Genomic DNA, 26,144 nt, shown 5'->3' on the forward strand with positions numbered 1-26,144 from the left:
TCGCGCCCCCTGTCGGACAGGGGTGGGAACGCGCCGCGACGAACAGCCGAAACGGCTCGAATCAGTAGGCTTGACCCAATTGCTCGAGGATCGCCGGATTCTCCAAGGTCGATGTGTCCTGGGTAATCGCCTCGCCCTTGGCAATGCTGCGCAGCAGGCGGCGCATGATCTTGCCGCTGCGGGTCTTGGGCAGGTTCTCGCCGAAGCGGATGTCCTTGGGCTTGGCGATGGGGCCGATTTCCTTTGCGACCCAGTTGCGCAATTCCGCCGCGATCTGCTTGGCCTCGTCGCCAGAAGGACGGCCACGCTTGAGCACCACGAAGGCGCAGACCGCTTCACCCGTCAGGTCGTCGGGCCGGCCGACGACTGCAGCCTCCGCCACGAGGTCGGTCTTGGCGACCAGCGCAGATTCGATCTCCATGGTGCCGAGGCGGTGGCCCGAAACGTTGAGCACGTCGTCGATTCGGCCCGTGATGCGGAAGTACGCCCGGTCGGCGCTGCGCACCGCGCCGTCGCCGGCGAGGTAGATCGCGCCGCCCATCTCTTCGGGGAAGTAGCTCTTCTTGAAACGCTCCGGATCGTTCCAGATGGTCCGGATCATCGACGGCCACGGCCGCTTGATGACGAGCATGCCGCCGGCCCCATGCGGGATGTCCTTGCCGGTCTCGTCGACGATCGCGGCCATGATGCCCGGCAGCGGCAGCGTGCACGAACCCGGCACGAGCGGCGTGGCGCCCGGCAGCGGCGTGATCACGTGGCCGCCGGTTTCCGTCTGCCAGAAGGTGTCGACGATCGGGCACTTCTCGCCGCCGACGTTCCGGTAGTACCACATCCACGCTTCGGGATTGATCGGCTCCCCGACCGTGCCGAGGATGCGCAGCGACGAGAGGTCCCAGTTCTTCGGGTGCACCTTCTCGTCGCTGTCCGCCGCCTTGATCAGCGAACGGATCGCGGTCGGCGCGGTATAGAAGATCGAGACCTTGTGCTTCTCGATCATCTGCCAGAAGCGCCCTGCGTGCGGGAAGGTCGGGATGCCCTCGAACACCACCTGCGTCGCGCCCGCGGCGAGCGGGCCGTAGGCGACATAGGTGTGGCCGGTGATCCAGCCGATATCGGCAGTGCACCAGAAGACATCCTCCGGACGGATGTCGAAGGTCCAGTCCATCGTGAGCTTGGCCCACAGCAGGTAGCCGCCGGTCGAATGCTGCACACCCTTGGGCTTTCCGGTCGAGCCGGAGGTGTAGAGGATGAAGAGCGGGTGCTCCGCGCCGACCGGCACCGGTGCGCACTCGCTGCTCTGGCCCTTGAGGACCTCGTCGAAAGTCCTGTCGCGGCCAGCGACCATGTTGCACGCGGTCTTCGTGCGCTGGAAGACCAGCACCGTCTTGATCGATTCGCAGCCGCCGAGCGCGATGCCGTCGTCGACGATCGCCTTGAGCGGCAGCTCCTTGCCGCCACGCAGCTGGAAGTTGGACGTGATGACCGCGACCGCGCCGGCGTCGATGATCCGTTCCTGCAGCGCCTTGGCCGAGAAGCCGCCGAAGACCACGCTATGCGTCGCGCCGATGCGTGCGCAGGCCTGCATCGCGACCACGCCTTCGATGGTCATGGGCATGTAGATGACGACGCGATCGCCCCTCTTGATGCCTTGCGCCTTCAGCGCGTTGGCGAACTGCGAGACGCGCGCCAGCAGTTCCTTGTAAGTGACTTTCGTGACCGCGCCGTCGTCGGCCTCGAAGATGATTGCAGTCTTGTTCTCGACCGGCGTGCCGATGTGCTTGTCCAGGCAGTTGGCCGAAGCATTGAGCTCACCGTCATCGAACCACTTGTAGAACGGCACGTTGGACTCGTCGAGCACGCGGGTGAAGGGCTTGGCCCACACCACATTGGCCTTGGCCTGCCGGGCCCAGAAGCCTTCCAGGTCGTCGGCGGCCTCCTTGCACAGGGCTTCGTAGGCGGCCATGCTGGGAATGCGCGCGCCCTGGCTGGCGCGGGCGTCCGGCGGAAACACCCGGTTTTCGACCAGGACGGATTCGATGGTGGATGCGCTGCTCATTCGTTTGTCTCCTATACCGACTGCATCAGATGGCGCCCAGTGGCGGTGCCGATCGAATGTCGGTGCCTGCACTTACGGAGGACTGACGGACCCTGCCGATGCGGGAATCGTCACATGGCACGGGATGGTCGCCCCCTAGAATCTCGCGTCCTGACTATTGTCAAAGAAGTTCAAGAACCGTCCGCCCGATGTCAAACCAAGATCCCCTCCGTGCCGTGGAAGGCAAGGCTTCGCCGCTTCGACCGCTGCCCAACCTGATCTTCGCGAGCCGCTGGCTCCAGCTCCCGCTGTACCTGGGACTCATCGTCGCGCAGGCAGTCTACGTGGTGCATTTCCTGGTCGAGCTGCTCCACCTCGTGGAGGCCGCCTTCGGCAGCAAGGACGCGCTGCAGGCGCTCATCACCAGCATCGGCTACAAGACCACCGCGCCGGTGGCGACGCTCAATGAGACGGTGATCATGCTGGTCGTGCTGGCGCTGATCGACGTGGTGATGATCTCGAACCTGCTCATCATGGTGATCGTCGGCGGCTACGAGACCTTCGTGAGCCGGCTGAACCTGGAAGGCCACCGCGACCAGCCCGAGTGGCTGAGCCATGTCAATGCCTCGGTGCTCAAGGTCAAGCTGGCGACCGCGATCATCGGCATCAGCTCGATCCACCTGCTGAAGACCTTCATCAACGCAGACAACTACACCGATCGGGTGCTGATCGCGCAGACCGCGATCCACATCACGTTCCTGCTTTCGGCGATGGCCATCGCGGTGACGGACCGGCTGATGGCCCCGGCGCCTGCCGAAGACCACTGATCCCGCGGGACCGGCTCAGCGGCCGGTCATTTTCTCGGGCACCACCCAGGCGTCGAACTGCTCGGCCGTGAGGTGCCCCGAGGCGATCGCCGCCTCGCGCAGGCTGGTGCCTTCCTTGTGCGCCTTCTTCGCGATGAAGGCAGCCTTGTCGTAACCGATGTGCGTGTTCAGCGCGGTCACGAGCATCAGCGAACGCTGGACCAGCTCGGTGATGCGCTCCCGGTTGGGCTCGATGCCGACCGCGCAGTGGTCGTTGAAGCTCACCATGCCGTCGGCCAGAAGCCGCACGCTCTGCAGGAAGTTGTGGGCGATCATCGGGCGGAACACGTTCAGCTCGAAGTTGCCGGAAGCACCGCCGACATTGATCGCGACGTCGTTGCCGAACACCTGCGCGGCCAGCATCGTGACCGCCTCGCTCTGCGTCGGGTTGACCTTGCCGGGCATGATCGAGGAGCCCGGTTCGTTCTCGGGGATGGTCAACTCCCCGATGCCGCTGCGCGGCCCGCTGGCCAGCCAGCGGATGTCGTTGGCAATCTTGTTCATGCTGGCCGCCAGGGTCTTCAGGGCGCCGTGCGCATGGACCAGTCCGTCGGCCGAGGCCATGCCTTCGAATTTGTTCGGCGCGGTCACGAAAGGCAGTCCGGTGAGCTTTGCGAGCTCCGCTGCCACCTGCTCGGCATAGCCCTTGGGCGCGTTGAGCCCGGTGCCCACCGCGGTGCCGCCGAGGGCCAGCTCGCACAGGTGCGGCAGCGCCGCGCGCACATGCGCCTCGCCATGCGCGAGCTGAGCCACATAGCCCGAGAACTCCTGTCCGAGCGTCAGCGGCGTCGCGTCCTGCAAGTGCGTGCGGCCGATCTTCACGATGTCGGCGAAGTCCTTGGCCTTCTTGTCGAGCGTGGCGCGCAACTTGGCAATTGCCGGCAGCAACCGGTGCGTGATCGCGTCGACCGCAGCGACATGCATTGCTGTCGGGAAGACGTCATTGGAGGACTGGCTGCGGTTGACGTCGTCGTTGGGATGCACCAGCCGCCCTTCTCCGCGCTCGCCGCCGAGCAGCTCGCTCGCGCGATTCGCCAGCACCTCGTTCACGTTCATGTTGGTCTGGGTGCCCGAGCCGGTCTGCCAGACCACGAGCGGAAACTCGCCGGGGTGCTTTCCCGCGATGACTTCGTCGGCGGCCCGGACAATGGCTTGTGTCTTCTTCTCGTCCTGCAGGCCGAGGGCTTGATTGACCACCGCAGATGCCCGTTTGACCTGGGCCAATGCGCGGATGATCTCGGCGGGCTGTCGCTCCCCGGAGATGTCGAAATTCTGGAGGGAGCGCTGGGTCTGCGCGCCCCAGAGCTTGTCGGCCGGCACATCGATGGGTCCGAAGGTGTCGCGCTCGGTGCGGGTCTTGGCGTCTGTCGTCATGGAAAAGAGTTCCCGGTCGGATTCGAAACGTCGACCATGGTACTCGGGCGAGCGTCGCCGCCCGGGCAGCCCACGGCCGCGGCGCGGATAATCGGGGGGTTTTGTCCGCCCTCACCCACGTAAAGCCATGACCATCATCCAGCAGGCCGACCTGATCGAGTCGGTTTCCGCAGCCCTCCAGTACATCAGCTACTACCACCCGACCGACTACATCGCCCACCTGGCCAAGGCCTACGAGCGCGAGCAGAGCCCGGCGGCCAAGGATGCGATGGCGCAGATCCTGACCAACAGCAAGATGAGCGCGATCGGCCACCGCCCGATCTGCCAGGACACCGGCATCGTCAACGTGTTCCTCAAGGTCGGCATGGACGTCCAGTGGGGCGGCTTCACCGGCAGCCTCGAGGACGCCATCAACGAAGGCGTGCGCCGCGGCTACAACCATCCCGACAACATGCTGCGCGCCTCGGTCGTCGCCGATCCGCAGTTCGACCGCAAGAACACCAAGGACAACACGCCGGCCGTGATCTTCACCGAGATCGTGCCGGGCAACACCGTCGAAGTCACGGTCGCGGCCAAGGGTGGCGGCAGCGAGAACAAGAGCAAGCTCGTGATGCTGAACCCCGGCGACAGCGTGGTCGACTGGGTACTCAAGACGGTGCCGACCATGGGCGCCGGCTGGTGCCCGCCGGGCATGCTCGGCATCGGCATCGGCGGCACCGCCGAGAAGGCCACGCTGCTTGCCAAGGAAAGCCTGATGGACGACCTCGACATGCACGAGTTGCAGGCCAAGAAGGCCTCCGGCGCCGAGCTGACGAAGGTCGAGGCGCTGCGCATCGAGCTGTATGAAAAGGTCAACGCACTGGGCATCGGCGCGCAGGGCCTGGGCGGTCTTTCGACCGTGCTCGACGTCAAGATCAAGATGTACCCGACGCACGCGGCCAGCAAGCCGGTGGCGATGATCCCGAACTGCGCGGCGACCCGGCATGCGCATTTCGTGCTCGACGGCTCGGGTCCGGTTTACCTCGAAGCACCGTCGCTCGACCTCTGGCCGAAGATCGACTGGGCACCCGACTACAACAAGAGCAAGCGCGTCGACCTCGACAAGCTCACGCCCGAGGAAGTCGCGAGCTGGAAGCCGGGCGACACGCTGCTGCTCAACGGCAAGATGCTCACCGGCCGCGACGCCGCGCACAAGCGCATCGGCGACATGGTCGCCAAGGGCGAGAAGCTGCCGGTGGACTTCACCAACCGGGTGATCTACTACGTGGGCCCGGTCGATCCGGTCAAGGACGAAGCGGTCGGCCCCGCGGGCCCGACCACCGCCACCCGCATGGACGGCTTCACCGAAATGATGCTCGCCAAGACCGGCCTGATCGCGATGATCGGCAAGGCCGAGCGCGGCCCGGTGGCGATCGAGGCCATCAAGAAGCACAAGAGCGCCTACCTGATGGCGGTCGGCGGCGCGGCCTATCTCGTGAGCAAGGCGATCAAGTCGGCCAAGGTGGTCGGCTTCGCGGACCTCGGCATGGAAGCCATCTACGAGTTCGACGTCGTCGACATGCCCGTGACCGTCGCGGTCGATGCCGGCGGCACCAGCGCCCACATCACCGGCCCGGCCGAGTGGCAGAAGCGCATCGCCAGCGGCGAGTTCAAGACCATCACGCTGGAACCGGCTTGAGCGCTCTCGCGGTAGCAGGAGCATCGGGCGCCGATCGGCCGATCGGCGTCTTCGACAGCGGCGTCGGGGGCCTGAGCGTCCTCAACGCGCTGCGCGCCGAACTGCCGCATGAGCGCTTCGTCTATTTCGCCGACACGGCACATGCGCCGTACGGCGAGCGCGGGGACGCCTTCGTCGCAAGGCGAACCACGGCAATCGCGCGCCACCTGATCGACGAGCACGGAATCAAGGCGCTCGTCGTCGCCTGCAACACGGCGACCGCGGCGGCGATCCATGAATTGCGCGCCGCGTATCCCGCACTTCCCGTGATCGGCGTCGAACCGGCCCTCAAACCGGCGGTCGCGCTGAGCAAGACTCGTCACATCGCGGTCATCGCCACGCGCGTGACGCTGGAGAGCCGCAAGTTCGATGTACTGCGCGGCTCGCTCGCGGCGCAGGCCCATTTCCACATCGTTCCGTGCGACGGCCTGGCCGGCGCCATCGAACGCGCGGATTCCGTGCGGATCGCCACGCTCTGCGAGAAGTACCTCGGCGCGGTGGGCGCCTTCGGCGATCAGCCCGGGCAGGTCGACACCCTGGTGCTCGGCTGCACCCACTACCCGTTCATCACCGGCGAGTTGCGCCGCTGGACCGGCGACGCGGTGCGCTTCATCGATACCGGCGCGCCGGTGGCGCAGCAAACCCGCAGGCTGCTGCAGAACGCCGGGCAACTCGACACGGAAGGCGCAGGCGGCGTCCTGATGCTCAGCAGCGCCGCGCCCGAAGCGCTCGATGCCGCAACGGCGCGCTGGCTCGACGGATCCGTCGATCGGGCCATCCGCGCCTGGGCCGCCGACATGACCGCCGCCTGACCCACCCCGCATGCACCGCCGATTCGTCGCCGCATGCCTTCTCGGACTCGCTTGCGGGGCTGGACATGCGGCGTGCGATACCGGCCTCGCAGAGCGGATGCACGCCAAGCTGCACCCCAAGCGCGCCCTCGACCATGAGCGCGCCGTGTGCGAGCCCTGGAGGGGCTCGCCGGGCCGTTTCATCGTCGTGCTGCCGTTGCCGCAGTCCGGCGGGGATCACGACACCACCCGCTTCGATCTCGACGTGCTCGTCGTCCAGCAGGCCGACAACGGGAACACCGAGCGCGCGAAGATCGTCAGCCGGCTGCTCGACGAGGGTGCGCTCACCGAAGACGCGAGCCACATCGCGGAAATCCGCCTCGACACCGCGCGCTACACGCTGGCGCCTGATGCCCGCGCCTTCGGCTTGCGCGTGATCTATCAGGGGTCTTCGCGCACGAGTCCCTATGCACGGGAAACACTGACGCTCTATCTGCCCCAAGGCCAGAAGCTCGCCAAGGTGCTCGAGGAACTCGAGATGACGCTGGAGCGCGGCGAGTGGGACGCGAATTGCACCGGCAATTTCGACACGACGCGCGGCACGCTGTCGGTCATGCGCGCCGCGAGCAACGGATTGGCCGACCTGACGCTGCGGCGAACACGCTCGGGGAGCCGCAACCTGCTTCAGGGCGAGGAATGCATCACCCAGGAACGGCCGGCGACGTTCAGCTCCATCGTCCTGCGCTTCGACGGCACGCTTTACCGGATGCCCAAGCGCGCGGCGCGGGACTGAATCTCGCGCACGCTCATGCGCGCAGCGCGGCCTCGCGACCCCGCCGCATATCGATCGGCAGCAGCATCAGAAGGCCCAGAACGAACAGCACCGCGGTCGCGAGAATCGCGATGCGCTGGTTGCCACCGGTCACCCAGGTGATCAAGCCGTAGCTCAATGGGCCGATGATGCTGGCCAGCCGGGTCGCGAAAGTCCACAGCCCGAAGAATTCGGCCAACTGGCCCGGCGGCGCGAGGACACCCGTCATCGCGCGTCCTGCGGATTGGCTGGAGCCCATCGCAAGGCCGGCGATCGATGCGGCCCACCAGAAGCCGCCCTTGGTCGTCACCGCCGCCGCGATCACGCACACGGCGATCCAGGCGAGCAGCGTGCCGGCCAGCGAACGCCTGTGCCCGATGCGATCCTGCCAGTAGCCGAAGACGAAGGCCCCGAGCGCAGCGGCGATGTTCAGAACGAAGATGAGGACCATCGTTTCGTTCGGGACGAATCCGATCACCTGTTCCGCATAGATCGCGGCCAGCGTGATCGCGACTGCCACACCGCCCTGGTAGGAGACGGTGCAGGCCAGCAGCCACATGAAATCGCGATACTTGCGGGCTGCGCGAAAGGTGCTGCGCAACTGCTGCCACGCGCCGGACTCCTCTGCGCGCGCCTGCGGCACCGCGCGCTCCGGGAGCAGGACGAAGGTCACGCATGCGGCGACGCCATAGAGTCCCGCCGTGATGAGCATCGTCACCGGCACGAAGTGGGCGGCAGGCAGCCCGCGGCTTTGCGCCCACAACACGTAGGCGAGGCACAGCCCCAATGCAAGCATGCCGCCGATGTAGCCGAAGCCCCAGCCCCAACCGCTGACCTTGCCCATGCCGTCGGCGGTCGCCAGCTCGGGCAGGAAGGCACCGGTCAGCGACTCGCCATAGGAATAGAAGGTGTTGGAGAAGATCACCAGCGCCATCGCGACGATCACGCCGCTGAATCCGTCGACGCGCGGCGTGAAAGCGAGGGCCGCGGTACCCACCACACAACCCGCGGTGGCCAGGATCAGCACCCGCTTCTTGGCTGCATGGAGATCGGCCCAGGCACCGATCGCAGGCATGGTCACCATCACAAGCCCGTACGAGATGCTGAGCGCGAGGGTCCATGCGAAGGCGCCCCACGGCGCGCCCTGGGCAATGCCGCCGACGAAATAGGCAGCAAACACCGCGGTGATCACGACGGTGGTGTAGCCCGAGTTGGCGAAGTCGTACATCGCCCAGCCGAACACCTCACGTTTGCGAACGCCCGGCTGAAGGGCTGACTGGGGGAAAAGGGCCAAGCGACGTCTCCTCGAATAGATCGCCGCAGAGCATAGCGGAGCGGGCTGACCGCTCCGTGTCGCGAATGGCTGGGCGCGCCGAAGCGCGTGGTCCTAGTGGAGGTGGCGCGGCCGGCGTCCACCGCCGTGGCCGCTGCTGCCCGCGCCGCCCGTACCGCCGCGCGGGCGCTTGCCGATTTCGAGGGAGTTCACGAGCGCGTCGAAGCGGTCACCGAAGAGCTTGTCGATCTCTGCCACCACGCCGCCGAGTTCGGCACCGTCGAAGTGACGCTCCATCAGGTTCACGACGTCCTCGACGAGCAGGTCGCGCTGCACCTGCATGATCGCGGCGGGATTCGGTCCGACGAAGAGCATCAGGAAGTCGTCGCGCGACTCCTGGTCCGGGTCACCCTCTTCCTCATCGAAGTCGGTGTCGTAGAAGGTGACTTCCAGCGCAGCCCCCTGCTCGGACAGTTCGTTGAGCGCCATGCACATCTCGTCGAGCGCCTGGCGGAAGTCATCGTCGCCCGCCACGGTCCAGCAGATCTGGAGCATGTGGTCCTTCTGCTCGAAGCGGATGCCCGGTTCTTCCTCGTAGACACTGCCCGCGCCATCGGCGAGCGAACGTGCGCCGGCGTATTTCCAGAGCGGCTTGAGGGCTTCCTGAATCTGCTCGAAATTCACGTCGGAGCGCAGCGGCACATCGCCATGCACATGGATTTCGAACGGAGCGTTATAGCGAGGCATGTCTTGCTCCCTTGTAATGTGGTGGTGCCCGGAACCGGGGTCGAACCGGTACGCCCCTTATGCAGGAAGCGGCGGATTTTAAGTCCGATGTGTCTACCAATTTCACCATCCGGGCTTCGGGTCGGATGTTGACGATACCCCAAACAAAAACAGTCCCGTCAATCTGTATTGGCGGGACTGCATTTTGGGACATGAGGATAGGGTGGAGGCGCGATCCGGAGTCGAACCGGACTAGACGGATTTGCAATCCGTTGCATAACCGCTTTGCTATCGCGCCGCTCTCGTTGCCGAGATCTGAAGCTCGCAGAACCTGCGAAAAAAAAGGAAGCTCCGGCTTCCCTTTTTAGAACTGGAGCGGGAAACGAGACTCGAACTCGCGACCTCAACCTTGGCAAGGTTGCGCTCTACCAACTGAGCTATTCCCGCATACTGCACTGATCGCTGCAGAGCCTCGAATTATATAGCAATTTTCCGAGGCTCCGCAAATCGCGGCGGCAATTTAGTTAGTGCTTCACCGATCCTTCAGCCGGTTGCGATGCGCGCTGCTTGGCCTGCTCCGCCATCGCCGCCGCGGACGCAGCGACTTCCTCGTCGGAAAGCGGCGTCGGCGTCTTCTCGAGCGCGATCTCGAGCACCTTGTCGATCCACTTCACGGGCACGATCTCGAGGCCATTCTTCACGTTCTCGGGAATGTCCTGCAGGTCCTTCGCGTTCTCTTCGGGAATGAGCACCGTCTTGATGCCGCCACGCAGCGCTGCCAGGAGCTTTTCCTTCAATCCGCCGATGGCCGTCACCTCGCCTCGCAGTGTGATCTCGCCCGTCATCGCCACATCCGCGCGCACCGGAATGCCGGTCAACGCCGAAACGAATGCAGTGGTCATCGCCGCACCGGCGCTCGGTCCGTCCTTGGGAGTGGCACCGTCAGGCACGTGAATGTGGATGTCGCGCTTCTCGAAGACCTCGTCCTTGATGCCGAGCCGGCGCGCACGGCTGCGCACCACGGTGCGGGCCGCCTCGACCGATTCCTTCATCACGTCGCCGAGCGAACCCGTGCGGCTGATCACGCCCTTGCCGGGCATCGTCACGGCCTCGATCGTGAGCAGGTCGCCCCCGACCTCGGTCCATGCCAGACCCACCACCTGTCCGACCTGGTTCTGCTTTTCGGCGAGACCGAAGGTGTACTTGCGCACGCCCAGGAAGTCGTTGAGGTTCTGGCCGTCCACGACAACCTTCGCCTCCATCTTCTTGAGCAGCAGGCCCTTGACCACCTTGCGGCAGATCTTCGACAGCTCGCGCTCGAGCGAACGCACGCCCGCTTCGCGGGTGTAGTAGCGCACGATGTCGCGCACCGCCTCTTCGGTGATGAGGAGTTCGTCCTCTTTCACGCCGTTGTTCTTCATCTGCTTGGGCAGCAGGTACTTCAGCGCGATGTGTGTCTTCTCGTCTTCGGTGTAACCGGCGAGCCGGATGACTTCCATCCGGTCCAGCAACGCCGGCGGAATGTTCATCGAGTTCGACGTCGCAACGAACATCACGTCGGAGAGGTCGAAGTCGACCTCGACATAGTGGTCGCCGAAGGTGTGGTTCTGCTCGGGATCGAGCACCTCCAGCAGCGCGCTGGAAGGATCGCCACGGAAGTCGGTCCCGAGCTTGTCGATCTCGTCGAGCAGGAACAGCGGGTTGCGCGTGCCGACCTTGCCCAGGCTCTGCAGCACCTTGCCCGGCAGCGCGCCGATATAGGTGCGACGGTGGCCGCGAATCTCGGCTTCGTCGCGCATGCCGCCCAGTGCCATGCGGGTGTACTTGCGGCCGGTCGCCTTGGCGATCGACTGCCCGAGCGAGGTCTTGCCGACGCCCGGCGGGCCCACGAGGCACAGGATGGGCGCCTTGACCTTGTCGACGCGCTGCTGCACCGCGAGGTATTCGAGGATGCGGTCCTTGACCTTCTCGAGCCCGTAGTGGTCCTCGTTGAGTACCGCCTCGGCATGCGCAAGGTCGTGCTTGATCTTGGTTTTCTTGCTCCAGGGCAGGCCGATCAGGACGTCGATGTAGTTGCGCACCACGGTGGCTTCGGCCGACATGGGCGACATCAGCTTGAGCTTCTTGAGCTCGCTCTCGGCCTTCTTGAGCGCGTCCTTGGGCATCTTGGCGAGCTTGATCTTCTTTTCGATCTCCTCGATGTCCGCGCCCTCTTCGCCTTCGCCCAGTTCCTTCTGGATCGCCTTGACCTGCTCATTCAGGTAGAAGTCGCGCTGGTTCTTCTCCATCTGGCGCTTCACGCGGCCGCGGATCTTCTTGTCGACGTTGAGGATGTCGACCTCGCGCTCCAGCTGTCCGAACAGGTTTTCGAGACGCTCCTTGATGTCGTCCAGATCCAGCACCGCTTGCTTGTTGTCGAGCTTCAGCGGCAGATGGGCGGCAATGGTGTCCGCCAGCCGGCCCGGGTCGTCGATGCTTGAGATCGACGTCAGGATCTCGGGCGGAATCTTCTTGTTCAGCTTGACGTACTGGTCGAACTGCTGCATCACCGCGCGGCGCAGCGCCTCGATTTCGGTCGCCTTCTGGGTGGTGGTGTCGGCAGGCTCGACCGGCGTCACGTTCGCCGAGAAATGCGTTTCGCTATCGTCGATCCGGTTGACGCGCGCGCGCTGCTGGCCTTCGACCAGCACCTTCACCGTCCCGTCGGGCAGCTTCAGCATCTGCAGGATGGTCGAGACGCAGCCGACCTCGAACATGTCTTCGACCGAAGGTTCGTCCTTCGCGGCGGCTTTCTGCGCCACCAGCATGATGCGGCGCTCCGCCTCCATCGCCAGCTCGAGCGCCTTGATGCTCTTGGGACGGCCGACGAACAGCGGGATGACCATGTGGGGAAACACGACCACGTCGCGCAGGGGCAGCAGCGGCAGGTCGAGCTCGGTTGCAGGCAGGGGGGTATGACCGGACATGGGGATCCTTTACTTGATCATGAAAAGATGGTCGGCCGCACGCGCTTTTCAAGCCCGCGGTGGCGGATTTCGACGAATGACGCCGGACGCCTGTTTCAAAGCGGCCGGCCGCGTGGTCATCACGCCTTCTTTGCGGCTTCGCGGTAAACGAGCAGCGGAGGCTTGTTCTCGTCGATGGTCGACTCGTCGACCACCACCTTGTCGACATTGGTCGCGTTCGGGAGCTCGAACATCGTGTCGATCAACGACTGCTCCAGGATGGAACGCAATCCGCGGGCGCCCGTCTTGCGCGCAAGCGCCTTGCGGGCGATCGCCTTGAGCGCGGCCGGGCGGATCTCGAGATCCACGCCTTCCATCTGCAGCAGCTTGGTGAACTGCTTGACGACGGCGTTCTTCGGCTCGGTCAGGATCTGGACCAGCGCATCCTCCGAGAGCTCTGCCAGCGACGCCACGACCGGCATCCGGCCGACGAGTTCGGGAATGAGGCCGAACTTGATCAGGTCCTCGGGTTCGACCTCGCGGAACACCTCGGTGAGGCTGCGCTGCTGCTTGCTCTTGACCGACGCACCGAACCCGATGCCCGAAGCCTCGGTGCGGTTCTCGATGACCTTCTCGAGGCCCGCGAACGCACCGCCGCAGATGAACAGGATGTTGGTCGTGTCGATCTGCAGGAAATCCTGGTTGGGATGCTTGCGCCCGCCCTGCGGCGGCACGCTGGCCATGGTGCCTTCGATCAGCTTCAGCAGCGCCTGCTGCACGCCCTCGCCGGACACGTCACGGGTGATCGACGGGTTGTCGGACTTGCGCGAGATCTTGTCGATTTCGTCGATGTAGACGATGCCGCGCTGCGCGCGCTCGACCTCGTAGTTGCAGCTTTGGAGCAGCTTCTGGATGATGTTCTCGACGTCCTCGCCGACGTAGCCAGCCTCGGTCAGGGTGGTCGCGTCTGCCATCACGAAAGGCACATCCAGCATGCGCGCCAACGTCTGTGCCAGCAGCGTCTTGCCCGAACCGGTCGGTCCGATCAGCAGGATGTTGCTTTTGCTCAACTCGACGTCATCGCCCTTGGCCTTGTCCTTGTGGCGCAGGCGCTTGTAGTGGTTGTAGACGGCCACCGACAGCATCCGCTTGGCCGGCTCCTGGCCGATCACGTAGTTGTCGAGGTTCGCCTTGATTTCCGACGGCGTCGGAAGGTCGCTACGGGACTCGCGCGATTCCTCGCCAGTAGGCAGCTCGTCACGAATGATCTCGTTGCAGAGATCGATGCACTCGTCGCAAATGAAAACCGAAGGCCCCGCGATCAGCTTCTTGACCTCGTGCTGACTTTTCCCGCAGAACGAGCAGTAAAGCGTTTTTTCGCTGGAGGAGCCTTTTTTTTCGGCCATGGACAAATGCCTCGTAACAGGGGTTTTAACAATGATAGCGAAACAAAAACGGCGTTCCCCGTGTGGGAAAACGCCGTCGTTGCTCGGGCGCCTTGCGCGGCGGTCAGCTGCGCTTGGAGATCACCTGGTCGATCAACCCGTATTCCTTCGACTCGTCGGCCGTCAGGAAGTAGTCGCGCTCGGTGTCGCGGGCAATCTTTTCGAACGATTGGCCGGTGCGCTCGGCCAGGATGCGGTTCATCTGCTCGCGGGTCTTCAGGATGTCGCGGGCATGAATCTCAATGTCCGTGGCTTGTCCGCGTGCGCCGCCAAGCACCTGGTGGATCATGATCTTCGAGTTCGGCAGCGAGAAGCGCTTGCCCTTCTCGCCAGCCGCCAGCAGGAACGCGCCCATGCTCGCCGCAAAGCCGATGCAGAGGGTCGACACAGCAGGCTTGATGAATTGCATGGTGTCGTAGATCGCCATGCCCGCGCTCACGCTGCCGCCCGGGGAGTTGATGTAGAACGAAATGTCCTTGTCGGGGTTCTCGCTCTCGAGGAACAGGAGCTGCGCCACCACCAGATTGGCGGTCTGGTCGTTGACCTCGCCGACCAGGAAGATCACCCGCTCCTTGAGCAGGCGCGAATAGATATCGTAGGAACGCTCGCCGCGACCCGACTGCTCGATGACCATCGGAACCATGCCGAGGCCTTGAATTTCCTGTGCGCTCATGTTTGCTCTCCAGAGGGATTTGGACTGTACCCAGACGAAATGGGGCTCGTGCCACAAAGCACAAGCCCCATGGATCCGACCTGTCGTGATCAGCCCTGTTGGGCCATCAGTTCGTCGAAGGATACCGATTTCTCGTTGACCTTCGCCTTGCCAAGCACGAAATCGGTCACGTTGTTTTCGATCACCACGGCCTCGACTTCCGCCAGGCGGCGGTTGTCGCTGAAGTACCAGCGCACGACATCGGCAGGCTTCTCGTAGCTGGCGGCGAGCTCATCGACATGCGCCTTGATCTGCTCCGGCTTGGCCTGCAGGTTGTTGGCGCGGACCAGCTCGGCCACGACGAGGCCCAGGCGCACTCGGCGCTCGGCCTGCGGGCGGAACACGTCATCGGGGATAGGAGCCTTGTCGGCGTCCTTGATACCGCGTTGCTTGAGCTCGGCGCGCGCGCCTTCGACCATGCGCTCGACTTCGGCCTGGACGCTCGCGTTGGGCAGATCCAGTTCGGCGTTGGCCATCAGCGCGTCCATCACGGCGTTCTTGTTGCGCGCGAGGAGACGGAACTTGACTTCGCGCTCGAGGTTGCGCTTGATGTCGGCGCGCAGGCCTTCGACCGTGCCTTCGGCAATGCCGAGCGACTTGGCGAACTGCTCGTTCACTTCAGGCAGGTTCGAGGATTCGATCTTCTTCACGGTGACCATGAAGTCGGCTTGCTTGCCGGCCACGTCCTTGCCGTGATAGTCGGCCGGGAACGACAGCGGGAAGGTGCGGCTGTCGCCCGCCTTCAGGCCGCGAACGGCGTCTTCGAATTCCTTGAGCATCTGGCCTTCGCCGACGATGAACTGGAAGTCGTCGGCCTTGCCGCCCTGGAAGGGCTCGCCGTCGATCTTGCCTTCGAAATCGACCGTGACGCGGTCGCCGTCCTGAACGGCGGCGTCCTGCGCGCGCTGCGCGAAGGTGCGACGCTGCTTGCGCAGGATGTCGAGCGTCTTGTCGATCGCGTCGTCACCGACTTCGGCGCTGAGCTTTTCGACTTCGGCGCCGGACAGGTCATTGATCTTGACCTCGGGGAAGACTTCGAAGATCGCGTCGAACGCGAGCTGGCCCTCGGGCGATTCTTCCTTCTCGGTGATGCGCGGCTGGCCGGCGACGCGCAGCTTGGCTTCGTTGGCGGCTTGCGAGAAGGCCTCGCCGACCTTGTCGTTCATGACCTCGTAGTGGACCGAGTAACCGTAGCGCTGCGCCACGACGTTCATCGGCACCTTGCCGGGACGGAAGCCGTCCATCTTCACGGTGCGAGCCAGCTTCTTGAGGCGCGAATCGACCTCGGACTGGATGGCGCCGACGGGCAGCGTCAGCGTGATCTTGCGCTCGAGCTTCTCGAGGGTTTCAACGTTCACGGTCATTAGAGTCTTCCTTGTGAGGGTCTTTTTGCTGGTGCGCGGGGCCGGACTCGAACCGGCACGCCATTGCTGGCGTCAGGACCTAAACCTGGTGCGTCTACCAATTTCGCCACCCGCGCGGTTCCAGTGTTTTCAGGTGATGAATACCCGAAGGCGGCCCGCGGGCCGCCTTCGTTCATTCGCTAGCAGACGGCTCTGAAACTCGCCTGCCTGAAATCGGTCAACCGCGTATTTTAAACGCGAACAAGGGCCTCTTCTGCCAGGGCCGCAGGGTTTCTCTCTTCGCGCTTGACGCGGAACCATGCCGCGTACATCGCTGGCAGCGCCAGCAACGTCAGGACGGTCGCGACGATGAGGCCGCCCATGATGGCCACTGCCATGGGCCCCCAGAACACGCTGCGCGACAGCGGAATCATCGCCAGCACCGCGGCAGCGGCGGTGAGCACGATCGGCCGCAGACGGCGCACCGCGGATTCGACGATCGCGTCCCACGTCGGCACACCGGCTGCGCGGTCGTGCTCGATCTGGTCGATCAGGATCACCGCATTGCGCTGGATCATGCCCATCAATGCGATCACGCCCAGCAATGCAACGAATCCGAAAGGCCGGTTCAGCGCCAGCAACGCACCTGCCACGCCGACGATGCCCAGCGGTCCGGTGATGAACACCAGCACCGAACGGCTGAAGCTGTGCAGTTGCAGCATCAGCAGCGTGAAGGTGAGGAACAGCATGATCGGCACACCGGCCACGATCGATGCCGATCCCTTGCTGCTTTCCTCCACCGCGCCGGCCACCTCGATGCGATAAGCGCCCTGCCCTGCAGCGTGCCACTTGGCTTCGAGCTCGCGCAGCTTGGGAAGGAGCTGACCGGTCACGGTCGCACCTTGCAGCCCTTCGACGATGTCGCCCTGCACCGTGATCGCGTAGTCGCGGTTCTCGCGCCACATCACGCCGGGTTCCCAGGTGAAGACCGGCCTCGCGATCTGGGTCAGCGGGATCGAGCGGCCCGAAGTGGTGGGGAGATAGGCGTTGCCGATGTCGGAGATCGCCTCGCGCTCGTCCGGTGACTGGCGCAACACGATGTCGATGAGGCGGTCGTTCTCGCGGTACTGCCCGACCGTGGTGCCGCTGAACATGGTCCGCGACGCCTGCGCGATCGCCTGGCTGGTCACGCCGAGTGCGCGCGCCTTGTCCTGGTCGACTTCGAGGCGGATCACCTTCACCGACTCGTTCCAGTTGTCGTTGACGCCGCGCATGTTCGGGTTCTCGCGCATCACGGCCTTGACCTCGTCGGCGTGCGCGCGCAGTTCGGCCGGTTCGATCCCGATCACGCGGAACTGCACCGGATACGGCACCGGCGGGCCATTGGGCAGCAGTTTCACGCGCCCACGCGCCTCCGGAAACTCCTGCGCCAGCAGGCCTGGAAGCTTCAGCCGCAGGGTCTCGCGGTAGTGCAAGTCCTGCGCGAGCACGATCAGTTGCGAGACGTTGGTCTGGGGAAACACCTGGTCCAGCGGCAGGTAGAAACGCGGCACGCCCGAGCCGATCCAGCTCGTGACCGTCGACACGCCCTCTTCCTTGCGCAAGCGCTGCTCGACGCGCCTAGCGACTTCCTCGTTCGCGGCGAACGAGGTGCCCTCCGGGAACCACAGGTCGACCAGGATCTCCGGACGGCTCGAATCGGGGAAGAACTGCTGCTGCACCTTGCCCATGCCCACGATCCCCAGGCCGAACATCAGCACGGTCGCGCCGATGGTGATCCAGCGGTGCGCCACGCACCAGTCCACCGTGCGGCGGAAGGTGTTGTAGAACGGCGAGTCGAAGAGTTCGTGCGGCGGCGCGTCGGGGTCATGCGGCTTGACCTTCAGGATGATCGTCCCGAGGTACGGCACGAAGTACACCGAAACCAGCCAGCTCAGCACCAGCGCGATCACGGTCACCGCGAAGATCGCGAAGGTGTATTCGCCCGTCACCGATTTCGCGATGCCGATCGGCAGAAAGCCCGCGGCCGTGATCAGCGTGCCGGTCAGCATCGGCTTGGCGGTGACGTCGTAGGCGAAGGTGGCGGCGCGCACCTTGTCGTAGCCCTCCTCCATCTTCCGCACCATCATCTCGACCGCGATGATCGCGTCGTCCACCAGCAGGCCGAGCGCGATGATCAGCGACCCCAGCGATATCTTGTGCAGCCCGATGCCAAAGTAGTTCATCGCGAGGAAGGTCACCGCAAGCACGAGAGGAATCGTGATCGCCACCACCAGCCCCGGCCGGATGTCGATGTACCAGCCGAAGCGCCCGCCCTTGTGCAGGCCGAGCGAGATGAAGCTCACCGCAAGCACGATCGCCACCGCTTCGATCAGCACGTGGATGAATTCGTTGACCGAGCGCGACACCGAGACGGGCTGGTCCTGCACCTGCACGAGCTTCACGCCGAGTGGTAGCTGCTTTTCGATCTGGTCGGTCGCGCTGCGCAACGACTTGCCGAGCGCAATGATGTCGCCGCCCTTTGCCATCGACACGCCGAGCGCGATCACTTCCTTGCCCTCGTGCCGCACCTTGACGGCCGGCGGATCGACGTAGGCGCGATGGATCTCCGCGATGTCGCCCAGACGCATCTGGTTGCCCGAGCTGCCGCGGATCGGCATCGCGCGCAACTGCTCGACATTGGTGAACTGGCCGGCCACGCGCACCTGCACGATGTCCTGCGGCGCCTGGATCGTGCCGGCGCTCTCGATCGCGTTCTGCGAGCCGAGCTGCGCGAGCACGTTGTTGAAATCGAGTCCGAGTTGGGCGAGACGCTTTTGCGAGACCTCGATGAAGACCTTCTCGTCCTGCACGCCGAACTGCTCGACCTTGGCGACATCCTTCACACGCAGCAGGCGCTGGCGTACATCGTCGGCAAAGGTCTTGAGCTCGGCGTACGAGAAGCCTTCGCTCTCCAGCGCATAGATCACGCCGTAGACGTCGCCGAAGTCGTCGTTGAAGAACGGACCCTGCACGCCCGCCGGCAGCGTGTAGCGCATGTCGCCGATCTTCTTGCGTACCGTGTACCAGACGTTCGCCACGTCGCCCGGCGGCGAGGAGTCCTTGATCTGGAAGATGATCTGCGACTCGCCGGGCTTGGAGTAGCTGCGGATCTTGTCCGCGTACGGCGCCTCCTGCAGCGTGCGTTCGAGCTTGTCGGTCACCTGCTCGGCCACCTGTTGCGCGGTGGCGCCAGGCCAGTAGGTGCGGACCACCATCGCGCGGAAGGTGAACGGCGGATCCTCGTCCTGGCCGAGCTGGAAATAGGACGCGAATCCCAGCAGCATCAGCACCAGCATCAGGTAACGGGTGAGCGCCGCGTGGTCGAGCGCCCATTTCGAGAGGTTGAAGCCGGTCTTGCCGGCGTCGGCTTTGGAGGACGTCATCGAGCCGTCCTCAGCGCGTGGCGACCGGAGCAATGGGCGCGCGCACCGCGGTCACCGCCGTTTCCGCAGCCGCCGGCGCCGCCGAGCGGTCCTGGTAGATCGTCACTTTCTGGCCCGGCTGGAGTACATGCACCCCTGCGGCAACCACCAGCATGCCCGGCTCCAGCCCGCGGGCAATCACCGCGTCGTTGCCGTCGGCAGTCATCACATCGACCGCCTGCGAACGCACGGTCATGGTGGACTTGTCGAGCACCCAGACCGCGGTCCCCTTGCCCTCCTGCCGCAGGGCGCTCGTCGGCACCTTCAGCACCGGCGCGCCGCTGACAGACAGCGCCTTCGGACGCGCATAGACAGTGGCACCGAGCGCGGGCGCGGTCGCGGGATCGACGGTCACCTTGACGGTGTAGGTGCGCGTGACTGCATCTGCGCTTGCCGCCACTTCGCGCACCTGCCCTTCGAACTCGCTGCCGTTGGACCAGCCACGGACGGCAACGGGCGAACCGGCCTTGATCCGGCCCGCCTTGTCCTCGGGCACCGCGAACACCACGTCTCGCGCGCCGTCCTGAGCCACACGCACGACCGGCGCGCCGGCAGCGACCACCTGCCCCGGCTCGGCCTCGATCGCGGTGATGATGCCCGGCACGTCGGCCACCAGCGTGGTGTAGTTGGCCTGATTGCCCTGCGTCGTCAGTTGGGCCTGTGCCTGTTCGAGCTGGGCCTGTGCGGCCTTGAAAGTGGTCTCGCGGCGCTCGAGATCGGCGCCGCTGATGAAGTTCTGCGCGCGCAGCTCGCGATAGCGCTTGAGGTCCGCAGCGGCCAGGTCCCGGTTGGTCAGCGCGGCGGCATGCTGCGCACGGGCTGCCTCCGCCGCGAGCCGGTAGTCCTGCGGATCGAGCTGCGCCAGCACCTGTCCGGCCTGCACATGCTGTCCGAGTTCGGCCTGACGCTTCGTGATCTTGCCCGCCACGCGGAAGCCGAGGCGCGATTCGACCCGGGCCCGCACCTCGCCCGAGAACTCGGGCTCGGTGTCATAGCCGCTCACACCGACCGCAATCACCTTGACTGCACGGACAGGCTCCTCCGCAGCGGGAGGACGGGAGCAACCCGCGAGAACGAACGCGGCAACCAATGCGCCGACGCAGAGCGGGACCCGGAGATGTGAGGAGGCGGTCATGAATCACCCTTGAAAGACGAGCGGGGTCACTAATGACCGGCCGGTTAGTAATCTAGGGTAAACGCGGGGGGCTGTCAATGAAAACAGCGGCCGCTCCGTGGGCCTATCAGGTTCTCTGGCCCATCTCCACCAGCCGGTTGTCGGGGAGCTGGAAATAGTCCGAGGCACGACCGGCGTTGCGCTGCAGCCAGCCGAACAGCGCGCGCCGCAAGGGGTTCATCTGCGGCAGCCGTTCGTCGCCCACCGAGGCACGCGAGACGAAGTAGGAGGTGGTCATCGAATCGCAGGCCAGCGCCTTCTGGTAGGCCAGGATGCGGATGAACTCGGGCACGTTGGGCCGTTCCATGAAGCCGTGCCGCGCAGTCACGACCCAGATGCCATGGCCGAGCTGCTCGGCCTCGATTCGCAATCGCGCGTCCACGCGCGGCGTGTCGCACGACTGCACCCTGAGCACGATGACCTGCGAGTGCAGTACCTGGTTGTGCTTGAGGTTGAGGAGCAGTGCATGCGGCACGGTTTCGGCATCGGGATTGAGGAACACCGCCGTGCCCTTGATCCGGTGCGGCATGTCGGCGGCGAGCGATTCGACGAAGGGCGCCAGCGGCAGCCGCTCTGCCTCGGCCGCCTGGAGCCCGAGGCGCCGGCCGGTGGCCCACGTCGTGAAGACCGCCATCACGATCACCGCGACCGCCAGCGTCAGCCAGCCGCCGTCCGCGATCTTCAGGCTGTTGGCAATGACGAAGGTCATGTCGACGAACGCGAAGACCAGCGTGCCGATCACCACCGCCACGCGATTCCAGCGCCACAGCTTGTACGCGATGATCCCGGCCAGCAGCGTGGTGGTGACCATCGTGATCGACACCGCGATGCCATAGGCTGCCGACAACGCACTCGAACTCCGGAAGCCGAGCACCAGCAGCACCACGCCGACCATCAGGAGCCAGTTGACGCCCGGCACGTAGATCTGACCGATGGCCTCGCCCGAGGTCTGCACGATGCGCATGCGGGGCAGATAGCCCATGCGCATGGCCTGGCCCGTGATCGAAAACGCGCCGGAAATGACTGCCTGCGAGGCGATGACCGTGGCCATCGCCGCGAGAACCACCATGGCCAGTACCGCCCAGGGCGGAAAAAGCCGGAAGAACGGGTTGTCGATCGCGGCGGGGTTGCCGAGCACCAGCGCGCCCTGGCCGAAATAGTTCAGCACCAGGGCCGGGAGGGCGATGAAGAGCCATGCGAGGCGGATCGGCCGCGCGCCGAAATGCCCCATGTCCGCGTAGAGCGCCTCGCCGCCCGTGAAGGCCAGGAACACCGCGCCCAGCACCGCCAGCGACTGCGTCCGATGCGTGAACAGGAAACCCACCGCATGCCGGGGATCGAGCGCGGCGAGAACCTGCGGCTGGAGCATCACCTGCTGCAGGCCGCCGACCGCGATCACGAGGAACCACAGCAGCATCACCGGCCCGAAGATCCTGCCCACGACACCCGTTCCCCGGCGCTGGACCGCGAACAGTCCGATGAGGATCGCGATCGCGATGGGCACCACGAACGGCTGCAGCCCCGGCGCCTCGATCTCGAGGCCCTCGACCGCCGAGAGGACCGAAATGGCCGGCGTGATCAGGCTGTCGCCATAGAACATCGCCGCCCCCACCAGACCGAGCCCCGCGATCAGTTGCAGCACCCAGGGCGGGGTCTTCGTCTCGGTCACCGCCTTGCGCGCCAGCGCCTGCAGCGCCAGGATGCCGCCCTCGCCGTCATGGTCGGCGCGCAGCACGAAGACGACGTATTTCAGCGTCACCACGACGATGAGGCCCCAGAACACCAGCGACAGGAGACCGAGCACCGCTTCCGGGGTGAACGGAATGCCGTGGTCGGGATTCAGCGTTTCCTTGAAGGCATAGAGCGGTGAGGTTCCGATGTCGCCGAACACGACGCCCAGCGCCGCAATCATCACCCCGGGTCCGGCACGGGGATGGGCGGCGGAATCCCCGGGATTCCCTGGCTGCGACGTTGTTTTCATGATGTGGAGATCCTCCGGTGCCGGATCGTACCCGCGGTGCAGCACAATCCGCCGCGTGTCAACCCGTGCCCCTCCGATCGTCGCCGCGCCGCCGACCCACTACGAAAACTTCCCCGTCGCCTCCTGGCTCTGCCCGCCGCGACTGCGGCCGCCGATCGCCGCGATCTACGGCTTTGCGCGCACGGCGGACGACATCGCCGACGAAGGCGACGCCAGCGCCGCGCAGCGCCTCGACGACTTGCGCGCCTATCGCGACGATCTCGCGGCCGCGGCGCGCGGAACGCCCCCTTCGCCGCGCTGGCCCGAGGTGTTCGGCCCACTCGTGCACGCGATGCACGGCTTCGCGCTGCCCGAGCAACTCCTCGCCGATCTCCTGTCCGCTTTCATGCAGGACATCGAGAAGACGCGCGATCGCACCGGTTATGCGGACCGATCCGAACTGCTCGACTATTGCCGCCGCTCCGCCAACCCGGTCGGCCGGCTGTTGCTGCATCTGTACGGCGTGAACGACGAGCGATCGCTCCGCCAGAGCGATGCGATCTGCAGCGCGCTGCAGCTCATCAATTTCTGGCAGGACCTGAGCGTCGACCTGCCGCGCGGCCGCTACTACCTGCCGCGCCAGGACTGCGAGGCGCACGGGTTGAGCGCGTCGAGCTTCGAGACCTTCCAGCCGCTCGGTCCGGCGCCCGCGCCGGCACCGGCGATCGCACTGGTCGCCAGCCTCGTCCGATGGGCCCGCGACCTGATGCGCGAAGGCGCGCCGCTGGTGCACGCGCTGCCGGGCCGCGCCGGGTGGGAGCTGCGCTTCGTGGTCCAGGGCGGCTGCCTCATCCTCGACAAGATCGAGGCGCTCGGTTGCGACACCTTCGCGTCCCGGCCGACGGTCGGCAAGGCCGATGCGCCGCTGCTCGCGTGGCGGGCGCTGCGTATGCGGAGACAATCGCAAGGATGAATCTCACCCCCGTTGCTTGCTCACTTCGTGTAGCCGCCTCCCCCCTCAAGGGGGCGCACCCAGCGGCCCGGCAAAGCCGGCTCCGCGGGAGCCCTGATGTAGACCGTACAGCTGGTGGAGTCACTGGAGCGTGACACCCGAGCAGTACGTCCAGGACAAGGCCGCTGCATCGGGCAGCAGTTTTTATTACGCGTTCCTGTTTTTGCCGAAGCTGCGCCGCGCGGCGATCACCGCCTTTTATGCGTTCTGCCGCGAGATCGACGACGTGGTCGACGAAGTCAGCGACCCCGGCGTCGCCGCGACCAAGCTCGCGTGGTGGCGCGCCGAGGTGTCGCAAGCCTTCGCCGGCCAGCCGCACCACCCGGTGATGCAGGCGCTGATGCTGTACACGGCCGAATACGGCATCGAGGAACGTCAACTTCAGGAAGTGATCCAGGGCTGCCAGATGGACCTGGAGCAGACGCGCTATCTCGACTTCCAGGCGCTGCGCCGTTACTGCCACCTCGTCGCCGGTGTCGTCGGCGAAGGTGCGGCGCGCATCTTCGGACAGACCGACCCGCAGACTACCGCCTACGCGCACAAGCTCGGCCTGGCGCTGCAACTGACCAACATCATCCGCGACGTCGGCGAGGACGCATTGCGAGGCCGCATCTACCTGCCAGTGAACGAGCTGCAGCAGTTCGACGTCAAGGCGCACGAGATCCTCAACCGCGTGCATTCCGATCGCTTCGTCGCGCTGATGAAGTTCCAGGCAGCGCGCGCCCAGGCGGCCTACGACGAAGCGCTCGGCCTGCTCCCGGCAGCCGACCGCCGCGCACAGAAGCCCGGACTGATGATGGCCAGCATCTATCGCACGCTGCTCTCTGAAATCGAGCGCGACAACTTCCAGGTTCTCAACCAGCGCGTGAGCCTGACGCCGGTGCGCAAGCTGTGGCTGGCGTGGCGTGTCCAGGCACTCGGGAAGCTGTGACTCGCCCCCAGGCTTGCTCACTGCGTGTAGCCGCCCACCCCCTACCGGGGGCAACACCGGCGGCCCGGCAAAGCCGGTTCCGCGGTGTTTCGCGAACGGGCCCGGCTGCGCCGGCCAAGGGTCTGGCAGCGCAGCGCCCGTGTGTGGCGGCGCGAAGCGGTCGCCTGTTCGAGGGCAGCCGCGGAACCGGCTTGGCCGGGCCGCTGGCTGCGCCCCCGGCAGGGGGGTGGCGAAGCGACACGAAGTGCGCGCAGCCTGGGGGCGAGCAATGAACGTCGCGATCATCGGCGGCGGGTGGGCCGGCATGGCGTGCGCCGTGGAAGCCGCAGGCGCCGGCCACGCGGTCACTGTCTTCGAGGCCGCGCGCAACTGGGGCGGCCGGGCGCGCGCGCTGACTGGCGAGCTTCCCAACGGCGAAAGCGTGACGCTCGACAACGGCCAGCACATCCTCATCGGCGCCTACACCGCATCGCTGGACCTGATGGCGCGCGTCGGCGTCGATCCGGACGAAGCCTTGCAGCGCGTTCCGCTGAACCTGCGTTTTCCGGACGGCACCGGCCTGTCCCTGCCGCAGCTTCCGTCCTGGCTCGACCGTGCGACGCGCCGCATCGCGCCGCTCGACGTGCTGGCCGGCGTGCTCGGCGCGCGCGGATGGTCATGGCAGGACAAGCTGTCGCTGCTGAAGACCTCCACCCGCTGGCAGCGGCAGGGCTTTGTCTGCGCGGACCACGAAACGGTGGCGGATCTGTGCGCGCCGCTCACCCCGCGCGTGCGTGCGGAGCTCACCGAGCCGCTGTGCGTCTCGGCCCTCAACACGCCGGCCGCACAGGCCAGCGGCAAGGTCTTCCTTCGCGTGCTCGACGAGGCACTGTTCCGCACAGCGGGCGGATCCCAGCTTCTGCTGCCGCGCGTCGATCTCGGCGCGCTGTTTCCGGATGCGGCAGACCGCTGGCTGCGCGAGCGCGGCGCCCGCACGGAGCTCGGCCGCCGCGTGCGCTCGGTCGAGCCGGCCGGACACGGTTGGCGAGTTGATGGCGATGCCTTCGATCGGGTGGTGCTGGCATGCTCACCGTGGGAAGCCGCCCGGATTGCAGCCGACATCGCACCGACATGGTCCGCCACCGCCGACGAACTGGCGCATGAGGCCATCACCACCGTGTACCTGCACGGCAGCGCAGGACTTCCGGCCCCATTTCTTGCGCTGCGCTGCACGCCGGCAGCGCCTGCGCAGTTTGCCTTCGACCGGGGCCAACTCGGCGGTCCCCGGGGCCTGCTCGCCTTCGTCATCAGCGCGAGCGGCGACGATCGCGAGCTGCTGCAACGCCAGGTCGTCGCGCAGGCCCGCGAACAGCTCGGACTGGACGGGCTCCGCCCCGTGCTCACGGTGATGGAACGGCGCGCGACCTTCGCATGCACGCCACGCCTGGTCCGGCCGCCGATGCAGGTCGCGCCGCAACTCATGGCGTGCGGCGACTACATCGAAGGTGCCTACCCCGGAACGATCGAAGGGGCGGTGCGCAGCGCGATCGCGGCCGCCGCGGCGCTCTAAGGCCTCAGGCCTTGGA

General features: G+C 65.7%; 18 protein-coding genes and 4 tRNA genes. 7 read left to right on the top strand and 15 right to left on the bottom strand.

The features are described from left to right. Positions 1 to 61: 61 nt before the first annotated feature. Positions 62 to 2,056 (bottom strand): acetate--CoA ligase, encoded by a 1,995-nt coding sequence (gene acs / locus BLW05_RS02730; RefSeq protein WP_093159343.1) that lies wholly within the window; start codon positions 2,054 to 2,056, stop codon positions 62 to 64. A gap of 188 nt (positions 2,057 to 2,244) precedes the next feature. Between acs and BLW05_RS02735 the strand changes: the two genes are divergently transcribed. Then, the gene (locus BLW05_RS02735; protein ID WP_093159346.1) at positions 2,245 to 2,862 is read left to right on the top strand and encodes a YqhA family protein; all 618 of its coding nucleotides are present in this window, start codon (positions 2,245 to 2,247) and stop codon (positions 2,860 to 2,862) included. A 15-nt stretch (positions 2,863 to 2,877) separates the two neighbouring features. On the opposite strand, the gene fumC is transcribed toward BLW05_RS02735, so the two are convergent. Next, positions 2,878 to 4,275, bottom strand: coding sequence for a class II fumarate hydratase (gene fumC / locus BLW05_RS02740; RefSeq protein WP_093159348.1), 1,398 nt, complete (start codon positions 4,273 to 4,275; stop codon positions 2,878 to 2,880). Positions 4,276 to 4,402: 127 nt separating this feature from the next. Between fumC and BLW05_RS02745 the strand changes: the two genes are divergently transcribed. From BLW05_RS02745 to BLW05_RS02755, 3 genes are all read left to right on the top strand, one after another. Continuing rightward, positions 4,403 to 5,953, top strand: a complete 1,551-nt coding sequence (locus tag BLW05_RS02745; protein WP_093159351.1) for a fumarate hydratase — start codon at positions 4,403 to 4,405, stop codon at positions 5,951 to 5,953. Beyond that, a complete protein-coding gene (murI, locus tag BLW05_RS02750; RefSeq protein WP_093159353.1) occupies positions 5,950 to 6,804 on the top strand; it encodes a glutamate racemase in 855 nt (284 codons plus the stop codon). Before BLW05_RS02745 ends, murI begins: the two co-directional genes overlap by 4 nt. Before the next feature lie 97 nt (positions 6,805 to 6,901). After that, a complete protein-coding gene (locus BLW05_RS02755) occupies positions 6,902 to 7,576 on the top strand; it encodes a PA3715 family protein (protein ID WP_256329984.1) in 675 nt (224 codons plus the stop codon). Positions 7,577 to 7,589: 13 nt separating this feature from the next. Here the strand turns inward: BLW05_RS02755 and BLW05_RS02760 are convergent, their stop codons facing one another. From BLW05_RS02760 to BLW05_RS02820, 13 genes are all read right to left on the bottom strand, one after another. Beyond that, a complete protein-coding gene (locus tag BLW05_RS02760) occupies positions 7,590 to 8,888 on the bottom strand; it encodes an MFS transporter (protein WP_093159359.1) in 1,299 nt (432 codons plus the stop codon). Positions 8,889 to 8,981: 93 nt separating this feature from the next. Then, positions 8,982 to 9,614, bottom strand: coding sequence for a DUF6806 family protein (locus BLW05_RS02765; RefSeq protein WP_093159361.1), 633 nt, complete (start codon positions 9,612 to 9,614; stop codon positions 8,982 to 8,984). 22 nt (positions 9,615 to 9,636) lie between these two features. After that, positions 9,637 to 9,729, bottom strand: a tRNA-Leu gene (locus BLW05_RS02770). Positions 9,730 to 9,817: 88 nt separating this feature from the next. Beyond that, positions 9,818 to 9,891, bottom strand: a tRNA-Cys gene (locus BLW05_RS02775). A gap of 73 nt (positions 9,892 to 9,964) precedes the next feature. Then, a tRNA-Gly gene (locus BLW05_RS02780) sits at positions 9,965 to 10,040 on the bottom strand. A 77-nt stretch (positions 10,041 to 10,117) separates the two neighbouring features. Then, positions 10,118 to 12,559 (bottom strand): endopeptidase La, encoded by a 2,442-nt coding sequence (lon, locus tag BLW05_RS02785; protein ID WP_093159364.1) that lies wholly within the window; start codon positions 12,557 to 12,559, stop codon positions 10,118 to 10,120. A gap of 119 nt (positions 12,560 to 12,678) precedes the next feature. Continuing rightward, a complete protein-coding gene (gene clpX / locus BLW05_RS02790) occupies positions 12,679 to 13,944 on the bottom strand; it encodes an ATP-dependent Clp protease ATP-binding subunit ClpX (protein WP_093159366.1) in 1,266 nt (421 codons plus the stop codon). A 103-nt stretch (positions 13,945 to 14,047) separates the two neighbouring features. After that, positions 14,048 to 14,656, bottom strand: coding sequence for an ATP-dependent Clp endopeptidase proteolytic subunit ClpP (gene clpP / locus BLW05_RS02795; RefSeq protein ID WP_093159368.1), 609 nt, complete (start codon positions 14,654 to 14,656; stop codon positions 14,048 to 14,050). 89 nt (positions 14,657 to 14,745) lie between these two features. Continuing rightward, positions 14,746 to 16,059, bottom strand: coding sequence for a trigger factor (tig, locus tag BLW05_RS02800; RefSeq protein ID WP_093159371.1), 1,314 nt, complete (start codon positions 16,057 to 16,059; stop codon positions 14,746 to 14,748). 29 nt (positions 16,060 to 16,088) lie between these two features. Further along, positions 16,089 to 16,175 (bottom strand) — tRNA-Leu (locus tag BLW05_RS02805). 114 nt (positions 16,176 to 16,289) lie between these two features. After that, positions 16,290 to 19,463 carry an efflux RND transporter permease subunit gene (locus BLW05_RS02810; protein WP_093159373.1) on the bottom strand — a complete coding sequence of 1,058 codons (3,174 nt, stop codon included), beginning with the start codon at positions 19,461 to 19,463 and terminating at the stop codon, positions 16,290 to 16,292. A gap of 10 nt (positions 19,464 to 19,473) precedes the next feature. Further along, complete coding sequence (locus tag BLW05_RS02815; protein ID WP_093159376.1) at positions 19,474 to 20,637, bottom strand: efflux RND transporter periplasmic adaptor subunit; 1,164 nt, start codon at positions 20,635 to 20,637, stop codon at positions 19,474 to 19,476. 106 nt (positions 20,638 to 20,743) lie between these two features. Next, the gene (locus tag BLW05_RS02820) at positions 20,744 to 22,588 is read right to left on the bottom strand and encodes a potassium transporter Kup (RefSeq protein ID WP_093159378.1); all 1,845 of its coding nucleotides are present in this window, start codon (positions 22,586 to 22,588) and stop codon (positions 20,744 to 20,746) included. A 124-nt stretch (positions 22,589 to 22,712) separates the two neighbouring features. Here BLW05_RS02820 and hpnC point away from each other — a divergent pair, with 124 nt between their 5' ends. The 3 genes from hpnC (at position 22,713) to hpnE (ending at position 26,128) form a co-directional block, all read left to right on the top strand. Beyond that, the gene (hpnC, locus tag BLW05_RS02825) at positions 22,713 to 23,609 is read left to right on the top strand and encodes a squalene synthase HpnC (protein ID WP_256329985.1); all 897 of its coding nucleotides are present in this window, start codon (positions 22,713 to 22,715) and stop codon (positions 23,607 to 23,609) included. A gap of 130 nt (positions 23,610 to 23,739) precedes the next feature. Further along, a complete protein-coding gene (hpnD, locus tag BLW05_RS02830; RefSeq protein WP_093159381.1) occupies positions 23,740 to 24,579 on the top strand; it encodes a presqualene diphosphate synthase HpnD in 840 nt (279 codons plus the stop codon). A 268-nt stretch (positions 24,580 to 24,847) separates the two neighbouring features. Continuing rightward, positions 24,848 to 26,128: a hydroxysqualene dehydroxylase HpnE gene (gene hpnE / locus BLW05_RS02835; RefSeq protein ID WP_093159383.1), complete on the top strand. Its 1,281-nt coding sequence runs from the start codon at positions 24,848 to 24,850 to the stop codon at positions 26,126 to 26,128. The last annotated feature ends 16 nt before the right edge of the window (positions 26,129 to 26,144 follow it).

It is taken from the genome of Variovorax sp. YR216 (assembly GCF_900107745.1).
In the GTDB taxonomy this organism is placed as follows: Bacteria; Pseudomonadota; Gammaproteobacteria; order Burkholderiales; family Burkholderiaceae_C; genus Variovorax.